General features: G+C 65.3%; 21 protein-coding genes and 1 pseudogene. 11 read left to right on the forward strand and 11 right to left on the reverse strand.

All coding sequences use genetic code 11. The features are described 5' to 3' along the window. Positions 1-400 (reverse strand): transposase (locus C515_RS0115170; protein WP_043648228.1); only part of this gene is annotated, 400 nt, incomplete at its 3' end. Positions 401-728: 328 nt separating this feature from the next. Between C515_RS0115170 and C515_RS0115175 the strand changes: the two genes are divergently transcribed. Continuing rightward, positions 729-1,076: a cupin domain-containing protein gene (locus C515_RS0115175; RefSeq protein WP_028456218.1), complete on the forward strand. Its 348-nt coding sequence runs from the start codon at positions 729-731 to the stop codon at positions 1,074-1,076. Positions 1,077-1,214: 138 nt separating this feature from the next. Next, positions 1,215-2,474 carry a hypothetical protein gene (locus C515_RS0115180; RefSeq protein WP_028456219.1) on the forward strand — a complete coding sequence of 420 codons (1,260 nt, stop codon included), beginning with the start codon at positions 1,215-1,217 and terminating at the stop codon, positions 2,472-2,474. 301 nt (positions 2,475-2,775) lie between these two features. Here C515_RS0115180 and C515_RS0115185 read toward each other — a convergent pair whose 3' ends face one another. Beyond that, positions 2,776-3,519, reverse strand: a complete 744-nt coding sequence (locus tag C515_RS0115185; RefSeq protein WP_051305009.1) for an SIMPL domain-containing protein — start codon at positions 3,517-3,519, stop codon at positions 2,776-2,778. Between the two features lie 242 nt (positions 3,520-3,761). On the opposite strand from C515_RS0115185, the gene C515_RS21425 reads away from it, so the two are divergent. Next, positions 3,762-4,148 carry a hypothetical protein gene (locus C515_RS21425; RefSeq protein WP_051305010.1) on the forward strand — a complete coding sequence of 129 codons (387 nt, stop codon included), beginning with the start codon at positions 3,762-3,764 and terminating at the stop codon, positions 4,146-4,148. 175 nt (positions 4,149-4,323) lie between these two features. Here C515_RS21425 and C515_RS0115195 read toward each other — a convergent pair whose 3' ends face one another. Both C515_RS0115195 and C515_RS0115200 read right to left on the reverse strand, forming a co-directional pair. Beyond that, a complete protein-coding gene (locus tag C515_RS0115195; protein ID WP_211234074.1) occupies positions 4,324-5,736 on the reverse strand; it encodes a DUF2252 domain-containing protein in 1,413 nt (470 codons plus the stop codon). Between the two features lie 96 nt (positions 5,737-5,832). After that, on the reverse strand, positions 5,833-6,717 hold the full coding sequence (locus C515_RS0115200; RefSeq protein ID WP_144290487.1) for a hypothetical protein: 885 nt from the start codon (positions 6,715-6,717) through the stop codon (positions 5,833-5,835). A gap of 395 nt (positions 6,718-7,112) precedes the next feature. Between C515_RS0115200 and C515_RS21430 the strand changes: the two genes are divergently transcribed. Beyond that, positions 7,113-8,198, forward strand: coding sequence for an SUMF1/EgtB/PvdO family nonheme iron enzyme (locus C515_RS21430; RefSeq protein ID WP_051305011.1), 1,086 nt, complete (start codon positions 7,113-7,115; stop codon positions 8,196-8,198). 119 nt (positions 8,199-8,317) lie between these two features. Here the strand turns inward: C515_RS21430 and C515_RS0115215 are convergent, their stop codons facing one another. Continuing rightward, the gene (locus C515_RS0115215) at positions 8,318-8,926 is read right to left on the reverse strand and encodes an NAD(P)H-dependent oxidoreductase (RefSeq protein ID WP_028456223.1); all 609 of its coding nucleotides are present in this window, start codon (positions 8,924-8,926) and stop codon (positions 8,318-8,320) included. A gap of 61 nt (positions 8,927-8,987) precedes the next feature. Beyond that, positions 8,988-9,335, reverse strand: coding sequence for a MerR family transcriptional regulator (locus tag C515_RS0115220; RefSeq protein ID WP_028456224.1), 348 nt, complete (start codon positions 9,333-9,335; stop codon positions 8,988-8,990). A gap of 446 nt (positions 9,336-9,781) precedes the next feature. On the opposite strand from C515_RS0115220, the gene C515_RS24815 reads away from it, so the two are divergent. Together C515_RS24815 and C515_RS0115230 are read left to right on the forward strand one after the other, a co-directional pair. Further along, entirely contained in the window at positions 9,782-11,212 is a 1,431-nt protein-coding gene (locus C515_RS24815) for a hypothetical protein (protein ID WP_028456225.1), read from the forward strand. Between the two features lie 111 nt (positions 11,213-11,323). Continuing rightward, entirely contained in the window at positions 11,324-11,725 is a 402-nt protein-coding gene (locus tag C515_RS0115230) for a GFA family protein (protein WP_028456226.1), read from the forward strand. A 201-nt stretch (positions 11,726-11,926) separates the two neighbouring features. Here the strand turns inward: C515_RS0115230 and C515_RS0115235 are convergent, their stop codons facing one another. From C515_RS0115235 to C515_RS0115245, 3 genes are all read right to left on the reverse strand, one after another. Then, positions 11,927-12,238, reverse strand: a complete 312-nt coding sequence (locus C515_RS0115235; RefSeq protein WP_028456227.1) for a hypothetical protein — start codon at positions 12,236-12,238, stop codon at positions 11,927-11,929. Between the two features lie 182 nt (positions 12,239-12,420). Further along, positions 12,421-13,248 carry a helix-turn-helix transcriptional regulator gene (locus tag C515_RS0115240; RefSeq protein WP_144290488.1) on the reverse strand — a complete coding sequence of 276 codons (828 nt, stop codon included), beginning with the start codon at positions 13,246-13,248 and terminating at the stop codon, positions 12,421-12,423. 20 nt (positions 13,249-13,268) lie between these two features. Then, positions 13,269-13,811 carry a YbhB/YbcL family Raf kinase inhibitor-like protein gene (locus C515_RS0115245; protein WP_028456229.1) on the reverse strand — a complete coding sequence of 181 codons (543 nt, stop codon included), beginning with the start codon at positions 13,809-13,811 and terminating at the stop codon, positions 13,269-13,271. Between the two features lie 474 nt (positions 13,812-14,285). Here C515_RS0115245 and C515_RS0115250 point away from each other — a divergent pair, with 474 nt between their 5' ends. From C515_RS0115250 to C515_RS0115260, 3 genes are all read left to right on the forward strand, one after another. Further along, complete coding sequence (locus tag C515_RS0115250; RefSeq protein WP_028456230.1) at positions 14,286-14,750, forward strand: YehS family protein; 465 nt, start codon at positions 14,286-14,288, stop codon at positions 14,748-14,750. 316 nt (positions 14,751-15,066) lie between these two features. Continuing rightward, positions 15,067-15,945, forward strand: a complete 879-nt coding sequence (locus tag C515_RS0115255) for an AraC family transcriptional regulator (protein ID WP_028456231.1) — start codon at positions 15,067-15,069, stop codon at positions 15,943-15,945. A gap of 228 nt (positions 15,946-16,173) precedes the next feature. Next, the gene (locus tag C515_RS0115260; RefSeq protein ID WP_028456232.1) at positions 16,174-16,887 is read left to right on the forward strand and encodes a DUF2278 family protein; all 714 of its coding nucleotides are present in this window, start codon (positions 16,174-16,176) and stop codon (positions 16,885-16,887) included. A gap of 86 nt (positions 16,888-16,973) precedes the next feature. Here the strand turns inward: C515_RS0115260 and C515_RS0115265 are convergent, their stop codons facing one another. Beyond that, on the reverse strand, positions 16,974-17,363 hold the full coding sequence (locus C515_RS0115265) for a lysozyme inhibitor LprI family protein (RefSeq protein ID WP_043649915.1): 390 nt from the start codon (positions 17,361-17,363) through the stop codon (positions 16,974-16,976). A 313-nt stretch (positions 17,364-17,676) separates the two neighbouring features. Between C515_RS0115265 and C515_RS0115270 the strand changes: the two genes are divergently transcribed. Further along, positions 17,677-18,222, forward strand: a complete 546-nt coding sequence (locus C515_RS0115270) for a LemA family protein (RefSeq protein ID WP_028456234.1) — start codon at positions 17,677-17,679, stop codon at positions 18,220-18,222. Then, positions 18,219-19,169, forward strand: coding sequence for a DUF3137 domain-containing protein (locus tag C515_RS0115275; RefSeq protein WP_043649918.1), 951 nt, complete (start codon positions 18,219-18,221; stop codon positions 19,167-19,169). The genes C515_RS0115270 and C515_RS0115275 overlap by 4 nt, the downstream gene beginning before the upstream one ends. On the opposite strand, the pseudogene C515_RS0115280 reads toward C515_RS0115275, so the two are convergent. Beyond that, positions 19,166-19,425, reverse strand: a pseudogene (locus C515_RS0115280) (IS630 family transposase); the annotation flags it as partial. The gene C515_RS0115275 and the pseudogene C515_RS0115280 overlap by 4 nt on opposite strands.

Below are 19,425 nucleotides of genomic sequence, written 5' to 3' on the forward strand. Positions count from 1 at the left end.
ACTCTTCCCGCTGGCGCATGGCTTCCATCAGCTTGTGTTTCAGCAACCATGCGGCTTTCCAGCTGATGCCGAGTTGTCGTCGCAATGCCAGCGCCGCAATGTTGGTCTTGGCTTGCGTAACCAGATAGATGGCCAGCATCCATGTTCTCAGCGTCAGTTTGCTTTGCTCCATGATGGTGCCTGCCCGCAGGCTGGTTTGATGCTGGCAGGAGCGGCATTGCCAGTAGCGATGGTGACCATGCTGAAATTCATAGGCCAGCGGGTGCTGGCAATGCGGACAGCGAAAGCCATCTGGCCATCGCGCCTTGATGAGCGCCGCCTGGCATTGTGCTTCAGTGCCGTAGCTGGCCACGAATTCAGGCAGTGAAAGACCTTTTTGGAACTGGATGCCGTTGATCATGATCTCGCTCCTTGGCTGAACCGGATTTCAATATAGAACATCCGTTCTCTTTCTGAAGGAGAGACATAATCAGGAAAATCAATCAAACCTCAACAGAGCCTAATCAGGCAGCAAAAAGGTACTTCAGCAAAACCCAAATCAAGCACAACGACACAGAGAACCCAGAGAAAAGCAGGAGCACGTCAAAGGCATTTCTCAGGGTTTGCTTCCTCTGTGCCCTCTGTGCCTCTGTGGTTCAATCGGTTTTTGTGGTTTGCTGAGAAGGGTTTCTGATCAGGACGGGCTTTGAAGGTTTGCCGGGCTGAGTTATCGAGCTGGAGAATCAATCATGCAACGCGGCAATCTGTTCCATCATGCCGGCACGCCAGCCGAGGGCGAGCGCTTCGATGTGCTGCTGGCGCAGCGCAATCTGCTGATCGAGCGCATCGTCAGTTCGCCGCGCATTGCGGCGACGAGCTATGTGCAGGCGCAGGACGAATGGGTGCTGCTGCTGCAGGGTGAGGCGGTGCTGGACGTGGCCGGTGCAACGGTGGCGCTGGCGGCCGGCGATTACCTTTTCCTCCCCGCCGGCACGCCGCACACGGTATGCCGCGTCAGCGACGGCGCGCTGTGGCTGGCCGTGCACCTGCACCCGGAGGCCACCGCCGGATCGACGCCGGACATACCCCACCCGTGATCAGTACATAACGCATGCACAACATGACTTGCAGGCCGATACCCCATGCTTGCCATCGCCACTTGCCAGCGCTTGGTCAGGCCGCCCGGCTGCGGTAGAGTGCTCGGCACCGTTCTCCCCGCTCCGCCGAAGCCTGCCATGCCCCTGACCCGCCCCTCCTTTGCCAGCTGCGCACTGGCCCTGCTGCTCTGGCCCGCCTGCACGCTGGCCAACGATGCCCTGCTCACCGATTTCAGCCACTGCGACGGCCGCTTTTTCAGCGCGGCCAACTCGGCCAGGCTGGGCGCGGGCGATGCGCTGACGCCGGCCGCCGAGGCCGGCAGGAGCAAGGCGCCGAAAGACCTGCTGACCATCAAACTGACCAGTCCGCTGAACGCAGCGGGGCTGAGCTTCACGCAATTGCAGCTCAGCCAGCTGCCACTGCCCGGTGCGGGCGAACTCTATACCTGGAGCCTGGTTGCCGTCGGCGACGCCCGCACGGCACTGCCAGCGCTCAAGCCGCTGCTGCACGGCAGCAAGGCTGCGGTGAGCGAGCCGGGCACACCACTGCGCCTGGAGGTCTGGCAAGACGGGCAATGGCGGAGCGTCAGCCACCTTGCCGACGATCCGCAACGGATCGCACGCCTGCTGGTGGTCGACGAAGGGCCGACGCCGGGCTCGCTGGCCGTGTCGTGCGTGCTGGCGGGCAAGCTCGGCGCCGCCCAGCTCGCACAATTGCGCCCCGACCTGCCGCCGCCCCCAGCCCCTGCCCCGGCCAAACCGGCACCCGCCCCCAGCGCGGTGAAATATGGCAAGGACAGCGCGCTGCCGGCCAGCGTCAGCGCCAGCCACGCCGCGCTGCTGAAGGCCTTGCCGGCGCTGCAGCCGAAATTCCGCGAGTTGTCGTATGTGCTGAAACAGGGTGAGCACGAAACCGCAGTGCGCGTGCGCGCCAACGGTGCGCTGCTGCACACCGAAGCGCGCACGCGCGGGCTGGAGCTGGACATCGCCGACCATTCGCTGGCCAACCTGCTGGTGCAGCGCCTGAGCGTGGGCGGCTACCGTCCGTCCACTTCGCTGGCCGACGAATTCGCCTACACGCTGCCGGAGCAGCTCGCGGATGGCGCCAGCCTCACCCTGAAAACCCGGCTGGCCGATTTCCCCGGCGATCCGCACGCCCGACTGATCGAGCGCCGCTGCACGCAACAGGCCAGCCAGCCGGCAAACAGCTTTGATCCGGCGCTGGACGGCCTGGCCCGCCGTCTGGTCTGCAGCGACCAGCCCGACGACGATGGCCGGGTGAACCGCCAGGAATTCCTGCTGATCGACTCGCTGGGTTATGCCTTCAACATCGGCAAGGATCCGGCCGGCCACGACTACGCCATCAGCAGGCTGAGCATCAGCCGGGGCACCAGGTAAACGCTGGCCGTCTGCCCGGCAAGGCCGCCGAAACAGCCCGTCATGCCGGCGCAGGCCGGCATCCCGAGCGCCGTGCGAGCAGGCATTGCAGCAGAATTCCCGCCTGCGACCGCAGGAAGTCCCTGTGGGACGCGGGAATGACGAATGCCCTGCTGGCCGGGGTAGCTGCCCGATCATGACAATCGAAAGGGTATATCTGCAAAGCCATTGAACTGCATGGGCTCAAAGAGCATACCCATAAAAAACCCCGCACACCAATGCGGGGTTCCTTTCTGCCGGCGTGCCGCCCGGATGGTGCGGTTTACTGGCTGATCGCGTACTCGACGGTCACCACCACGCGGGCGATCTTGTCGATGGTGGATTTGTCGTAAGCACCACCGTAGTCGTCATCGCTGCCGCCGCCCTGCGCGGGCAGGATGTAGAAAGCGCCCTGATTGGCCGACTTCATCGCGCCCACCGTCGCGCCGCCGGTCTTGGCGAATTCGGTCGCGCGGTCATGCGCATTGCGCGTGGCGTTGGCGATCAGCGACATTTTCACGGCTTCCAGTGTGCTGACCAGATATTCGGGGTCGTTCACGCGGATCGGCAGACCGCTTTCGACCAGCTGCACGATCTTGCCGGCAGCGGCATCGACGCGCTTCACATCATTGCTGGCCAGCTGCACGCTCTGGCTGGCCACATACTGCTCGACCTCGCGCGTAGGGCGGCCTTCCTCGTCCTGCTTGTAAACCACTTCGTATTCCTCGCGGCCGAAGGCGAGCTGTTTTTCAGCGAACCCCTGCTGCTTGAGGAAATCGACCAGCGCCGGGCGATTGGCGCGCAGCTGCGCAAATGCCGCCGGCAAGGTCGTCGCCCCACCCTGCACGGTGATGCTCCAGCGCGCCTGATCGGCGCTCACCGCCTTTTCCGCCAGCCCCTTCACCGACACCGACTGCTTGTTGCCGCTGATGCGGCCCGCCGTATAGCTGACAATGGCCGAGGACAAGACCAGCCCCACGGCAATGCTGACGCCCAGCCCCAGCATCGAATCACGCAAACCTGCCATGCTTTCAACTCCTTGACTTGAATCCTGCATTAGACACACGAGCTGACCTGGGCCGCAATGGCCGCGCTCACTTGCCCATCCCGTTCCGGCGGGCCGGCGGATGTGAACGTTCACGCAACCCGCAGCGCCGGGGCGGGTCTATCAAAAAAGAATCAAGGCAGACTCACCCCGGACGCACCGCGCGGCATTACGGCGGGCCACGGCGATCCGGGCATGATCACACGCCGTGCAAGGAGACCACCATGAGCCCGATCGTCCGTTCCCTGATCCTGGCCGCCGCGCTTGCCGGAGCCACCAGCGCCAGCGCTGCGCCTTATGTCTCCGGCGGTGTCGGCGAAGACAGTCTCGCCACGCTGCAGCAGGCCTACGGCAATTACAACACCCACCTCACCTTCGCCGAACGCGGCAGCGGCGCCTATCTGGCCGGCGTGGCGGTGACGATCCGCGACACGCAGCAGCAGACGGTGCTGGCCACCACCAGCGAAGGCCCGCTGCTCTACGCACGACTGCCGGCCGGCAAGTACACGGTCAGCGCCAGCAGTCAGGGAGAAGTGCTGACTACGACACTGACGATTCCGCCCAGGGGGCACCGCGAGCATGTCTTCCGCTTTGCGCCCGGCCGCTATTGATCGGGCCCTCAGAAGTTTGAATTTCCGTAGGAGCGAGCTTGCTCGCGAAGTTGCTGTTCGCGAGCAAGCTCGCTCCTACGAGTAAAAACATCATAGGGCCGGATCAATGGCGGATTTCCCTTCGCTCAACACCGGTACACCGGGCACGTAAGAGTTTGCCGTCTGGATGGATGCCTTATCCGCCCGTCATCGCGGCGACGAAATCATCCTCCGACTGCGCTTCCAGCCGACCGCTCAGGCAGGCGGCGCGGAACAGCTCGTAATCGCGCTCGCTCTGGTCGGCATACGCTGCGGCGTAGCGCACCAGCGCGCTGGCGAATTCGTCATCCCGCCCCAGATAGCCGCTGATTTCGCCGGCAAAGCCGCCGCTGCGGGCATGCGCGCGCGCCAGTACCCAGCCGCACAGCTCGCCGTAGAGCGCCATCACCGTCGGCGAATAGCGCTCGATGGCCGGCGAGATTTTCATGTCGCGCAACTGGCGGAAGTAGAAGTGATGCCCGCCCGCATGCGACCAGCCGAGGAAGATGTCGCTGAAGGCCTGCATCAGCCGCTTGCCGACAACGACGCGCTGGCCTTCGTTGGCGTAGGGCGAAACGCCCGCCGGCACATAGGGCGCCAGCACCGAGGGCCGCGCTTCCTTGATCTGCAGGAAGAGCGGTTTGTCTTGTTCGTCGGTCAGCAGCAGCACAAGGCAGCGCGTGCCGACGCTGCCGACACCGACCACCTTGCACGCCAGATCCTGCATGCTGAAACGTTCGAGCAGCTGGCGGTGGCTGATGCTGATCGTCGCCAGGTATTCGCCATACAGCTGCTGCGCCAGCGCCTGCCGGTTGCCCAGCAGCATCTTGCGCTCCTCGGCACCGAAGACCGGGTTTTCGCCGAAGATGTGAAACAGTGAGGGCAGCTCGTCGTTGATCTGCCAGCGGCCCTCGACCTTGCTGCCGATCTTGGGCAGCAGGCGCTCGTGCGTGCGTTTCTGTGCCTTTTTCATTTCGCGGCCCAGCACCTCGCGCGCGTGTTCGTCGTCAATGCTGTCGAGCAGGCGCTCGTAGCTGATGCGGTCATACCAGACCTGCATCGCGCCCTTCTCGGCGTAATGCGCCATCCAGCGCTGATAGCTGCGCACCAGCCGGTAGACGATCTCGTCTGCACTGTGCCGGCTGAAGCCGCCGGTGCGCGCGGCCAGCACGAAGCTGGCCGCCAGCCGCTTCACATCCCACTCCCAGGGGCCGGGGTGCGTTTCGTCGAAATCGTTCAGATCGAAAAGCAGCGTTCGCTCGGGCGAGGCAAAACCGCCGAAGTTGCCCAGATGCGCGTCGCCACAGATCTGCTGGATGATGCCGCTGTGCGGCGTGCCGGCCAGATCGTGCGCCTGCAGCATCGCCGCGCCGCGAAAGAAGGTGAACGGCGACACCAGCATGCGCCCGTAGCGCAGCGGCACCAGCCGGGCAATGCGCCCGGCGCTGCTGGCTTCCAGCAGGGGCAGCGGATCACGCCGGATATTGCCGGGCTCGGCATGGCCGGCCAGCGGCGCCTGCTGGCGGCGCGCCCGGCCCTGGGCAAATTGCGATGATGCGGCGGTGGACATGATGCGGATTTCCGGGATGAACACCCGATTATGGCCGCGCGCCCAATGGAAAAGAAAGGCGCATTTACTGCAGCGCAGCATCGGCGGCAGGATCACTCACACACGAGCCAGTTGCCAGGCCGATGCGCCAAGCAGGCACACGTCCGCCAGCATCATCACTGCGCCCGCACGCCACAGCGACGGCAGGCGCAAGCACACCAGGGCGAGAGCTAGCAGCACCGCGAGCAAGACCATGAGCGCCGTGGCCTGCTCCAACAGTGCGTTCCCCATGAACAACCCCTGCCGCATGATCCGGGGATAGGCCAGCAGCAGCACTTCCAGCCCTGCCAGCTGCATCAGCCAGAAGCGCCAGCCCGGCGCTCGCGCGGCCGTGCGGCTCTCCAGCGAGACGACACACAACAGCTGGGCATACGCGACCAGCATGGCAAATACCCAGGGGGCTTGCGGCCAGTACCCCCCTCCATTGCAATCGCAACGCAGCTGGAAATAGGCCCCGTCCTCAATCGGAGGCCAGGCCAGAAAATGCGCGCCGGCAGGCAGCAGCACGGCCAGCAGCAGGAGCGGGCAGTACATTGGCACTGGTCGCCATGGGCTGCCAGCGACCGCCGCCGCCAGCAGCAGCAGCGGCAGAGGGATCAGCAAGGGCGGAGCCAGCAGCCATTCCGCCAGTACATCTACCCATTCCCGCATTGCCAGCGGCAATACGCCCCACCCGATCAGCACCTGGAACAGCAGCGCCGGCAGCACTGCGGGCAGCGCCACGGCCAGCACCGCCAGTGCGCAACGCCTAGCGGTGCTTAACTGCACACGCATCAGCACCAGCAAGGCCAGCTGGCACACACTCAGCCACAGGCCGGGGAACAGCTGGCCGATGGGCAGAAAATCCCGCCCAAAGTACCAATGCGGCGCACTCAGGAGACCGCTCGCCCAGGCCAGCACGGCGGCCAGCGCCAGCAGGCCGCCTATCTTCATGTTCGTCATCTTCTTCTCCCCGTCGCAAACACGCTGCATGCTGCGCGATGCCGATGGAGAACTGATGGAGATTTGCTGGCGACTTGATGACACTGGGGCGTAATCGAGCCCATCTTCCGTAAGCCAGCGGCAGGATAACCGGCGCGGAGCTGCACCGCAGCAGCTGCGAGAGAATGAGAAACATGCTCTGGTATATCGCTACATGGCATTGAATTAAATGCTTATGGAGATATACCCGGCAAGAGGATGTACAAGCAGGCCAACATTACGGATTTGCCGCAAACTTACAACAACCATGCATTTTCCGGCAGCACACGCCAGCCATCCCGGTACACTGATCCGGCCGGCCAATTCCGACCGGTGCGTTAAAGCGGCACAGACCGCAAGACAATGAGGATGGAAACATGAACAAGAGCAAGAGCATGGCGCTGCATGCGCTGTTTGCCACCGTGCTGGCCGGCCTCTTTCCGGCCGCCTTCGCAGCGGAAAGCTGGCAGGCCAACCGCGCCTACCAACAGGGCGAAACCGTCAGCCACGATGGCGAGGACTGGCAGGCACGCTGGTGGTCCTATGGCGAGGCGCCGGGGGCCGAGTGGGGACCGTGGCAATCGGCCAATGCCGCCAAGCGCGGCCTGGCCACTGTCGCCGGCGGCACCTTCATCATGGGCGCGACCGTCGAGAACGGCTTCAATTACCCGAACGAGACGCCGCTGCATCCGGTCACGCTGTCGAGCTACCAGATCGGCAAGACCGAGGTGACCTTTGCCGACTATGACCGCTATACGCGCGCGACCGGCCGCACGCCGGCCAGCTCGCTCGACATCGGCCAGGTCGAGATGGGGCGCGGCCAGAACCCGGTGATCAATGTCACGTGGTTCGATGCGATCAAGTACATCAACTGGCTGAACCAGCAGCGCGGCTGGCCCCGCGCGTATGACGAAAACACCGGCGCGCTGCTCGACTCCGCCGGCCAGCCGACCCGCGACGTGGGCAAGGTGTTCGGCTACCGTCTGCCAACCGAGGCCGAGTGGGAATATGCGGCGCGCGAGCGCGGCCGCGACATCGTCAACGCCTGGGGCAACGGCAGCCCGCTGGTGAACGGCAAGCCGACCGCCAATGTCGCCGATGCCAGTTTCATGGCCTACTTCGGCGAGCTGGCCGCCGGCTTCACACCGTGGCCCGACTACGACGACGGCCATCCGCGCCTGGCGCCGGTCGGCAGCTACCCGGCCAATGCGCTGGGCGTGCACGACCTGTCGGGCAATGTCTGGGAATGGACGAACGACGGCGAGCGCACCTTCACGACCGAGGCGCAGCGCAATCCGCTCGGTCCCGTCGACAGCCCGGTACGCATCCTGCGCGGCGCGAGCTTCGACAACACCTTCGACATGCACCTGACCGACCGCGCACCCATCGAGCCGACGTACAGCAACCCGTCGATCGGCTTCCGGCTGGCACGCTCGCTGCCGGCCGGCGCTGCCGCGCGCTAAAGCCCGCCCCGCCCGGCCACACACAGGCCGGGCGGGGGCCGGCGAAGTGCCTGATCAGACCTCAGCAACTCGCCATGCCGGCATGACGAGTTGTTGAGCTGGCTACCTGCCACCCGGCTTCAGGCTGGCTGCAAGCAGGCCTCGCTCTGGCGCCTGGCGAGCTGGCCGGCCTGGCCGAGCCAGTCCGCCCGCTGTCCGGGGGTGGATGCCTGTACCGAGCCCAGCAGCAGCGGCTCGTCCAGCACAAGACCGCTGAACGCCAGCGTGCACTGCCCAAGCTGCGCCAGCACGGGGGCGGCCTGTTCGGCGAGCAGCTCGGCGGGCGCATCCATGGTCAGGATCAGGCTGGCGCGCCTGCCCCGCAACAGCGGCTCGGGCCAGGGATTGCCGGCCTGGTAGCGAAAGGCAAAGCCGGGCAGAAAGCTGCGGTCAAACAGGCCCTTGAGCCGCGCCGGTATGCCGCCCCACCAGACCGGGGCGACGATCAGCAGCTGATCGGCACGCAGCAACTGCTGCTGCCAGTCCTGCAGTGCGGGCTCCAGCGGCTGCACGGCGTCATAGCCCTGGCGCAGGTCGGGGTCAAAGACCATGTCGTGGAGGTTCAGCCGGGTCGCCGTTCGGGCTGGCGCAAGTGCGGCCTGGTAGCTGTCGCACAGCGCACCGGCCAGGCTGTCGGGCTTGGGGTTGCCGTTCAAGATCAGGGTGTGCGGGTTCGGTCCGTGGTGCATGGCGGTTTGGTCCTGTCGGGTGAAAACAGCACCAGTCTGCGGTCTGCCCCATGGGTCAGAGTCAAGCCCCCGGGCAGGCGGCCAGTGCCGCCATGCACGCATCCAGCCGGCGCAGGCGCTGCGCGAGCGCCTCCTGCTCGACCAGCACGCGGGCCCGCACCTCGTGCAGGAAGACGCCGATGCGCGCCCAGTCGGGGCCGCTCTGGCCATAGCGGATCACCGGGGCGAGCTGCGCCAGCGTGATGCCAAGCGCTCGCGCTTCGATGATCAGGGCGAGGATGTCGATCTCCGCCTCGGTATAAACGCGGTACTTGCCACGCCGCCCGGCGCGGATCAGGCCGCGTGCCTCGTAGAGCCGGATGGCCTTGTGTGTCAGCCCGGTGCGTCGGGCCACTTCGCCGATATACATGCCGTGTGTCCGTCCTGTGAACCTGCGCGGCAGTATGCCTGAGCCGGCGCTCACTGTTGCCAAGATGGCAATTCCGGACAACTTTCAGCCGTTGACATGACACCGGACTTACTGAGCATAATGGGCAGGCATGAATCAATCTCATTTACCGGCCAGGCACTACGGCGCCAGTACCGGCAGCAGGCGGGCCGCACAGCGGCGGCAATGCCCTTGCCTCAGGTCGGGATAAATCCCAAGGCAGGGGCGCAGAGAAAACCGGCAAGGCCCTGCGCCGCTGCCTTGCAAGACTTGCGGTTTTTGTTGCCGAGGGATTCGGCCTTGCAGGCCTGCTGCCGTTTTCCGCTGTGGCGCGTGCGTCGCAGTGCCTGCTGCGGTCTTCGCGGCATGGGCAAGTCGCCGCAACCCGTTTTGCATTGCCGGCAGCCGGCACTCACACAGGAAAAATCATGAACCGCATCTTCCGGATTGCAGCAATCGCAGTGGCGCTGGGCCTTGGCGCGTGCGGCGGCGGTGGCGGCAGCCAGCCCGCGCCGCAGCCCACCCCCACACCGACGCCGACTCCGCCGCCGGAAACCCCGCTGGCGCAGCTCAAGCGCCAGACCACGCAGTGGCAGGACGCACAATTGCAGGCACTGCAGGGCCTGAGCTGCCCGGATGCGCGCTGCGAGGCCGTCACCGTGCGCTTCAGCGATGGCCAGTTCCAGCCGGCGAAGCTGAAAAGCGACCAGACCATTCTGGTCATCGATACCGGCGGCCTGGACTGGCCCAGCGCCGTGACCTACCGCACGCGCGTCAAGAGCCAGTGGGAATGGGATGCCAGCGGGCAGATCCGGCAGCGCAACGCCAGCGTGAGCATGCCGCGCTACCTGGCCGGGATGTACGCCTCGCTGAGCCAGCTGCGGCAGCAGGCGCCGGATGCGTTCATTCCCGCCGCCTGGCTGGAGCCCCTGCGCGCCCGCGTGCAGCAGATCAGCCCGCAGGTCGCCCAGCCCTACGCCGGCCATGGGGCGGTCGTGCTGGGCTATGTGGCCGAACACAATCCGCAGGCCGAGCTGGTGGTGGCCGACGTGCCCGATTTCGCCAGCCTGTTCAAGACCGAATTCTGCGCCGGCAATGCCGAAGCCTTCCGGCAGAAGGTCGCCACCGCCAGTGCGCAATTTCGCCAGCGCGTGCTGGAAGAGCAGCAGGTGGAGTATGTGAACATGTCCGCCGGCTGGGAGCTGAGCCGCAGCATCGCCACCTCGGCCGAGCGCCTGTGCGGCGGCGGGCTGAATCGCAGCCAGCAACAGGCGCTGCTGCGCGCCCACGACCCCTTCATGCAGCAGCTGTTCGCCAGCGAACGCGTGCTGGGCGTGCAGGCCGGCAGCGGCGATTACCAGCCCGACGAGCACGAACTCGACGCGCTGCCGCTGCCCAACCGCGTGCGCGTGGGCTTTTACAACAGCGGCGCGACACCCAGCACGCTGGACGCGCAGGGCGTACCGCGCGGCGCGTTGCCACCGGTGCCGGATTTCCAGCGCAATTCGCTGGCGATCCTCGACGTACTGGTGAATTTCAACTTCGCCGGCTTTGGCCACCAGTGCCAGCCGGGGCCCTACACCTACGCGCATCCCGGCCTGCTGGGCTTGGGCTATGGCGCGCTGTGCAGCGAGCAAACCTCCTGGGCCGCGCCGACGGTGCTGTCCAGGCTGGTGCACCTGCGCGAAAGCCGCTACGCCGGGCAGGCGTGGTCTGCCGGCCTGATCGGCGAGCTGAAGCAGGCGCTCACCCCCCGGAGCTGCCAGCATGAACTGGCCGGCGCGCAAGGCCAGTGCACACTGCAGGACCCGCTGCAGCACCGCCAGCACGAGCTGTTCCGCCTGGGCTATCTGCCCTGATTCCCGTCCGGCGCTGTCCACCGCTTGCGCAAGGGTGGACAAGCGCCACCCCCGCCAGTCTGCCACGCTGAACATCCGCATCATCGGCCCATCACCCAAGGAGGAAGCACCATGAAAGCCCATTGCCTGTGCAATGCCGTCCGCATCGAAACCGGCGAATACCGCGAGGCCGGCGCCTGCCACTGCGGCATGTGCCGGCGCTGGGGCGGCGGACCGCTGCTGGCGGTGCACTGCGGCAGCGCGGTGACCATCACTGGCGAGGAACACCTTCGCGCCTACCGCTCGTCAGACTGGGCCGAGCGCGCCTTTTGCAGCCAGTGCGGCAGCCACCTCTACTACCGCTTCCTGCCGACCGGCGAATACATCATCCCGGCCGGGCTGTTTGAAGCAGGCACTGCACTGGACTTCCGCAGCGAAATCTTCATCGACCACAAGCCGGCCTATTACGACTTTGCCAACAACACCGAAAAACTGACCGAGGCCGAGGTGCTGGCGCAATACGCGCCGCAATGATCTGCCGGGCCAGCGGCGGCTTGTGCCAGCCGCCGGCTGAGCCCACCGCACATACAAACACTGGTATAGACCCACAGTCATTCACCAGAAATGGTTACAAGCATATACCCCTGGGTTCAAGCTGCAGGTCCGGCTTTCGACAGCCCAGCTTACGCCCGGCGGCGCCGCCCTGGGGCGGCAAGGCGCGAGGATGCGGCGGCATTACAGCACGCGAAACACCTCCCAGCGCGGCGTACCGGAAACAATGTGCGCCTCCAGCGCCTTGCCCCAGTCGCGGTGCGCATCGATCTGCGCCAGTTTTGCCCAGGCGGCATCGAGTTCGGCCAGGTCGGCGATTTCCAGCTCGGACACCAGCAGCGATTCGTTCGCACCAAGCGAGCCATTCAGCAGCCGTACCCTGTCCGGCGTCCAGCCGATCTGGCTCCCGATGTCCTGCAGCCATTGCTGCATCAGCGCCACCGCCTCGGCCTTGTGGCCAAAGCGGACATCAATACTCCAGCGGGCGATCATCATGATTTGCACTCCTTGGCAGCCCCGCTTTTATGCTGCATTCAGCCGGCGGGGCTTTTACGCTAGACCACGCACCGCCGTGCAAACGGACATATTGCCGGCTCATCCGCCTACCGTCGGCAGCAAGGCTGCGGCGGCCTGGCGCCAGCGCAGGCAGCGTCGCGCGGATGAGCTATCCGGGCGATTCAGCAGCTCAGGCGCAGCTCCTGCGGACTCATGCCGAAGCGGCTGCGAAAGCGCACGGCAAAGCGCGAGGGCGAGGCGTAGCCGCACTGCTCGGCGATGCGCGCCACCGGCTGGCGCGAGCCCTGCAGCAGCGCCAGCGCGCTGTTGAGGCGCACCTGCTCCAGCAACTCGCGAAACGACGTGCCTTCCTGCGCCAGCTGGCGGCGCAGCGTGGATGCGCCCACGCCCAGCGCCACGGCCAGATCGTCCACCGTCCAGTCGCGGCCCGGCTGCAGCAGCAGCATCTGCTGCACGCGCCGTGTCAGCGCCGCGCTGCGGTCGATGAAGAGGCTGCCACCGTGGCCGGCCAGCGCCAGCAGCAGGCCCTCGGCGCGGTGCTGCAGCAGTTCATCGGGCTCCTGCTGGCTGGCGGCAGCAAAGACCTCATCCCACAGCCGCGCCGGCAGCGCGTCCAGCGGGCAGATCAGCGCGGGGTTGGGGCGCGCCAGCAAGCCGGCAAACACCCCGGCATGGCTGTCGCGGCAGTGCTGCAGCAAGGCCGGCGCAAACTGCAGCACTTCGCAGACATACGCCCCGGCCTCCGGCAGATTCATCAGCTCCAGCTCGGTGCCGGCCGGCACCGCGACCAGCTGGCCGGGGCCGGCCTGCTGGCGGTGCTCGCCATCGATGAGGATTTTCTGGCCGCGCCGCACGCGCATCAGCAGCGGCGACCAGCACATCACCCGCCGCAGATGCTGCGCGCTGCGGGCGGTGATGGTGCCCTGCTGCACCACGCGCAGCTGCACGGGGCTGGTCTGCGGCGGCGAATGGGTGAGGGTGTCGGTCATGGCGGTCAATTCGTGCAAGGTTAGCGGCTGGCCGGGCGCTGGTAGGTGGCGGTCAGCTCGGCCTTGCCCAGGGCATGCTGGCGCAGCAGATAGCCGATCAGCGCCCCGCTGGCATTGGCATCGACCGGCAGCTTATCAGTATCGAGCGCCCAGACGGTGAACTGGTAGCGGTGCGGCGCAGCGCCTGCCGGCGGGCAGGCGCCGCCGAAGCTGGCAGAGCCGTAATCGGTGCGCGTCTGCAGCGCACCTTCCGGCAGTGCAGCCGCGTCGAGCGTGCGGCTGCCGGCGGGCAGGTTCACCACCAGCCAGTGCCACCAGCCGCTGCCGGTCGGCGCATCGGGGTCAAACACCGTCACCGCCAGGCTGCGTGTCCCGGCCGGCACGCCCTGCCAGTTCAGCACCGGCGCCACATTCGCGCCCGTGCAGCCGAAGCCGTTGAATTCGTGCAGCACCGGCATCGGTTTTCCCGCCTGCAGCGTCGGGCTGGACAGGCGGAAATCGGCGGCGTGGCTGGCGGCGGCCAGCGCCAGGAAGGAAAGGGACGAGAGAATCAGGCGTTGCATGTGGCTACTCCGGCAAGGGAAAGGAGCTGCCAGTCTAGGGATGGCGCGCCATCGCCACGGTGCCGAAACGCTCGCCCGCCGTGCCGAAACGCTTGGCCGCCCTCTGGTGGCAGGGCAACTCGCATACCCAATACCCATTCCACATGCAGCCTAATAAATGAGAGGGCCACAGCTCAATACCCCATGCAAAACTGGGCGCATGCATCCCGCAGGCACCAGCTCAATAATCAACCTGATTATGTCTTTCCTTCAGGAGGCCAGAGTCACACAAGCGTTGATTAGTACGTTCTGCCCTGAAAGCCGCTGAGAAGCGCAGGTTTCCCCGCAAGGGGAGGATCAGGCGCGGGACGTGCTTGAGGGCGTAGCCCGGGTTGTCCCGCGTCCCCGGAAAAACGAGTCCCCCAAGGGGATTTGCCTGCCCGGCAAGCGCAGGGGCCGCGTAAAATACCCGCTTCACCCACCAAGGCCCGCCCCATGTTGAATAACGATGTATTGCGCAGCATTCGCTTCATGCTGGATTTGTCCGACGCCAGAATGGCCGAGCTGGTGCAATCGACCGGCCATGCCGTCAGCCTGGACGACATGGCGGCCTTTCTGAAAAAAGTGGACGAGCCAGGCTTTGCCGAATGCGACGACCTCACTCTCGCGCATTTTCTCGACGCACTGATCATCCTGCGCCGCGGCAGGGATGACAGCCGCCCCGCACCGCCCATCGAGCTGCCGATGCACAACAATCTGGTGCTGAAAAAGCTGCGCACCGCCTTCGAGCTGAAGGACGATGACATCTGCGCCATGCTGGCAGCCGCCGGCTTCAGCGTCTCGAAATCGGAACTCTCGGCCCTGTTCCGCCGCAAGGACCACAGGCATTTCCGGCCCTGTGGCGACCAGTTCCTGCGCCACTTCCTCAAGGGCCTGACCCAGCGCATCCGCAAGACCTGACCTGACTGGGTAGCCAGCCCGGCAACTCGTCATGCCGGTGTCCCACGGGGATGACGAATTGTACTTTGCTGAGGTAGCGACCTATTGATCCGGCCCTCTGTTGTTTTCACGCGTAGGAGCGAGCTTGCTCGCGAAGCGTTGCCGATCGCGAGCAAGCTCGCTCCAACGGAAATTCAAACTGCAGAGGACCGGATCAATAATCACAAGCCGGCATGGTCGCGCCAGTCAGGAGCCCCCGGCCAGCAGTCGCGCCAGCCCCACCGACTCCGCAACCCGGATCAATGCGCCCCGCCTAGACTTTTGGCCTGGAGGATGTATGAGCAAAGCACGCACCCTGCAGGACTACGCACGGCGCATGATGCGCGTGGTGCAAACCTTGTGGCAGGACCCGACACGGAGCTACTCGCTGGAGGAACTGGCCAGCGTGGCGAACTTCTCGCCCTATCATTTCCACCGGATTTACCGGGAAATGATGGGCGAAACCGTGAACGCGACGCAGCAACGCTTGCGCCTGCAATTTGCCTCGCGGGATCTGGCGTCGGCCGCGCAGCTGCCCTTGCTGCGCGTGGCCCGGCGGGCCGGCTATCAGAGCAGCGCCGCCTTCGTGCGCGCGTTTGCTGCCGCCTACGGCATGACACCTGGGGCATATCGCCGCGTGCGCTTGGCCACCCTCCAGTCACACATTGATCAGGAGCTGGATATGTACAAGGTGGAATATCGCACCCTCACCGCGCCGATTCATCTGGCAGCGCGCGCGCATGCAGGGGCTTTTATCGAAATTGGCGAGGCCTTCAGCCTGCTGGAGCTGGCCATGCCGGCGCTGCCGGCCGTGCCCGGAGCGCGCTGGTTCGGGCTGTATCACGACGACCCGGACGATGTGCGGCAGGGACGGATCGGGCCTGAACTGCGCTCGGAAGCCTGCGTGGAAATCGCCGCCAGCGGCGCGCTGCCTGCCGGCCTGCACCGCACGCAGATTGCCGCCGGACGCTATGCGGTGATCGAGCATCACGGCCCCTACGTCGAGCTGGACCAGGCCTATCACTGGCTGATCGGCGTGTGGTTGCCGCAAAGCGGCGAGCTGCCCGAGCCGGTGCCGGGCATCGAGCTCTACCTCAACGACCCCTGCGATACCGCGCCCAAGGATCTGCGCACCGAAATCTGGCTGGCACTCGCCGCCAGAGCGGACGAGGCCTGAGCGGCACGGCCAGCCCCCCGCACCGTACCGCCGCCGCCCGCAGGGCTTCCTGCGGGCGGCGGTCATGGCTGCGGCCAGTGCCCCGGTGGCGTGAGCGCCACAGGCCGCGCCACCGCCAGCATTCCCGCTGGATAAGCCTGCATTCAGCCATGGTAAGCTGCCCGGCCCGGTGCTGGCACAACAGCCCGGTTCTGCGCCATCACAACAAGAACACCCTGGAGAATCGCCATGCCCTTTCCCGCCAGTAAAACCTACGGCACCCTGAGCATCCAAGTCACCGACGTCGAAGGCACCCACACCTCCTCCTTCAGCGGCCTGTCGCACTTCAATCTGCTGGGCAGCGACGGCAGCCGCAGCTATCAGGTGAACATCGACTCGCAGAGCAGCGCCAATCCGAATGTGCTGATGACCAGCAACACCGTCAGCGCCAGCGACATGCAGCAAATCCTCGCGGCCGCCGGCAATCCGCCCGCCGGCTTCACGGCGCTGGCCACGCAGGCCGGCAGCGGCGCGCTGGACCTGATCCGCCAGGCGCAATTTGCCCCGGTGATTGCCGCCTTCCAGTCCGGCACGCCGCTGTCGGCCGACCAGATCGGCGCGCAACTGGCGCAAGCCCTGACGGTGGGCGCCAGCCTGGTGGTGTTCGGCACCTATTACGATGATTCGACGCAGGATCAGTCCGAGCCGCGCTGGCACAGTTACGGCCGTCAGCGTGCGCAGGAAAACAGCCAGCTGCCGCCACGCGGCATGGACGACGTGCACCTGAACCAGGGCACCCCGTCCTCGCAGGAACAAAGTGCCGACAATGGCACTTATCAGGACGGCGCGCTGTTTGTGCTGAACGCGGACGGCAGCGCCACGGCCTTCTACTTCATGTTCGCCGGCCAGTGCCTGCAAACGGACGACAGCGGCAATTGCAGCAACGGCTGCGCCAACGGCTGATCAGGCGGGCACGCTGAGCAGCCCGCAACGGCAAGGCAGGGTGCGCAAATCCCGCTGGGGTTTGCACACCCGGCATGCCGGAGAGCCTACTGCTCCTCGACCAACTCCTGCAGCTCGCTGATGCGCTGCTCGGCGCGCGCCTGCATGCAGCCAAGGTACATCGTGCCGCGCACGCTGCCGCCGGACCAGTAGGTATAGACCGCCTGGCAATCCGCCTCGCGGAACTTCACCCACAGCCGCTGGGCATCGACAAACTGCTTTTTCAGGCCGGCCTGCTCCGGCGTATCGGGGTTTTTGCTCAGCGCATCAATCTGCTTCAGCACGCTGCGGTACACCGCATTGAGCTTCTGCTCGGTTTTTTCCTGCGCGCTGCGCGCGCACTGCTCGATCTCCGGCGTGGTGACGGCCTTCTGGCAATCCAGTGCCCAGGCCGGCGCCGCGCCAATGCACAGCAGTACTGCAAACAATCGTGTCATGGCGATGCTCCGTTACGGCGGCGACACGCCGCCCGTCAGCGGCATTGTAGGGGCTGGCGCCAGATGCTGAACGGTTGCTTGCTGCGCATGCATGCCCGGCGCGGTGGGCCGCGTATGTTGGTCAGGCCCAAGCGGCGCGCTCGCGTGTTCCCCTACTGCAACAGTGGGTATGCTTTTCCGGAAGGCAGGGCAAGCGCGATGGTAAGCTTTTCGCAAGCATTGTTTGCCAAGGACCGGCAAACGCTACGCGGCAGCCCGCCCCTGCACCCCGGCTGCCTGTTTATTTTTCCGCCGCTTTTCTGGACTACTCGCCATGCCAAGCTTTCTCGTCTGGGCCATCCCCTTGCTGCTAATCATCGTGCTGGCCCTGCTGTACAACTTTCTGGTCAGCAAGAGAAACCAGGTGGAATTCGCCTTTGCCTCCATCGATGCGCAGTTCAAGAAGCGCTACGACCTGATTCCCAATCTGGTCAGCGTCTGTGAAAAGTACATGGGCTATGAGGAAAGGCTGCTGAAGGACTTGGCCGCCAGCCGCAGCAACTTCATGCAATCCAGCGACGACGGCAAGGTGAGCATGGATGGGCAGGCCTGCGCGCAGCTGCGCTCGGTGATGGCACTGGCAGAAAGCTATCCCGAGCTGAAAGCCAGCAGCAGCTTCGAATCGCTGGAGCGCGCGCTGAACGAAGTCGAGGAACAGCTCGCCGCCGCGCGCCGCGCCTTCAATGCGGCGGTAACCGACTACAACAACGCCTGCCAGATGTTCCCCACCAGCATCCTCGCCAGCATGATGGGACTGAAGGAACGCAGCTGGTTCGAGGCCACCGCCGAAGAGCGCGAACCGGTACGGGTATGGCGATGACCCAGCTCTCCCCCGCCATCCAGCAAATCTTGGCCCGTCTGGAAAACGAACGCGAGGCCGAAGTCGGCCGGAACGGGCAATACATGCTGTGGGCAGCCGGCGCCGCCGCCGTACTCGCGGTCATCGCCCTGGCCATATTTCGCGAACTGCTGGCCGGCGCCATTCCGCTGGGAATCGGCGTACTGATTGCTGGCATGCTCTGGCTGCAGCGTGGCAGCAAAACGGCGATCAAGTTCAAGCTGGAAGTCATCCCCGCCCTGCTGGCCGAGCTGGCGCCGGACATGCGCTACGAGCCGAACCGCTGCATCAGCGAAAACGAGTTCGTCGCAGCCGGCTTTTTCGGCAAGATCGACCGCTACACCAGCAGTGGCAGGATCGGAGGGCGCTTTGGGCTTACCGCGCTGCACTTTGGCTATGTGCACGCCGAGGAATCCTATCAGGAGTCGTATACCGATTCGCAGGGCAAACGCCGCACCCGCACCAAATACCGCACCCTGTTCCGGGGCATCTTCCTGTCGGCGGACAACAACAAGGCCTTTTATTCCCGCACCCTGCTGCAGCCCGGCAGCGTCAATTTCCTCAACAATTTCTTCGGCAGCTACCTCACGCTGGAAGACCCCGAATTCAATGACATCTTCAAGGTATCGGCCGACAACGAAGTCGAAGCCCGCTACCTGCTCACCCCCAGCACCATGGAGCGCTTCAAGGCACTGCACGAGCGCTTTCGCGAGATGCATGCCGTCTACCGCGACAGCCGGCTGCTGCTGGCGCTGCCGGGCGGCGAGCCCTTTCAGGTCGATGGCGGCGACTCCTTCCTCAGCGGCGAGCAGGCGCTCGCCTTGAGCGAGGAACTGCAGCGCTACCTGGGCGTGGTTGACATGCTGGACCTGAACACGCGCATCTGGAGTAAGGCGCCCATGCGGACGCCGGAACCCGCCGCCAGCTAGTGCTCTGAGCGCAACGAATCTTTAGCTTTCGCAACCTTTTCCAATATCGCAGATGACGTCGCGGTCCAGCGGTAAGGCTTGGGGGTGGCGTTGCGCTGCTCAAGGTAGCGCGCAATGGTTTCCTCCAGCTCCCCGACGCTGCGAAACACACCCCGGCGCAGCTGGTCATCGGTCAGGTCGCGAAAAAAACGCTCGACCAGATTCAGCCAGGACGCACTGGTCGGAGTGAAGTGCAGATGGATGCGCGGATTTTTGG

The organism is Chitinilyticum litopenaei DSM 21440 (assembly GCF_000428145.1).
GTDB lineage: Bacteria > Pseudomonadota > Gammaproteobacteria > Burkholderiales > Chitinibacteraceae > Chitinilyticum > Chitinilyticum litopenaei.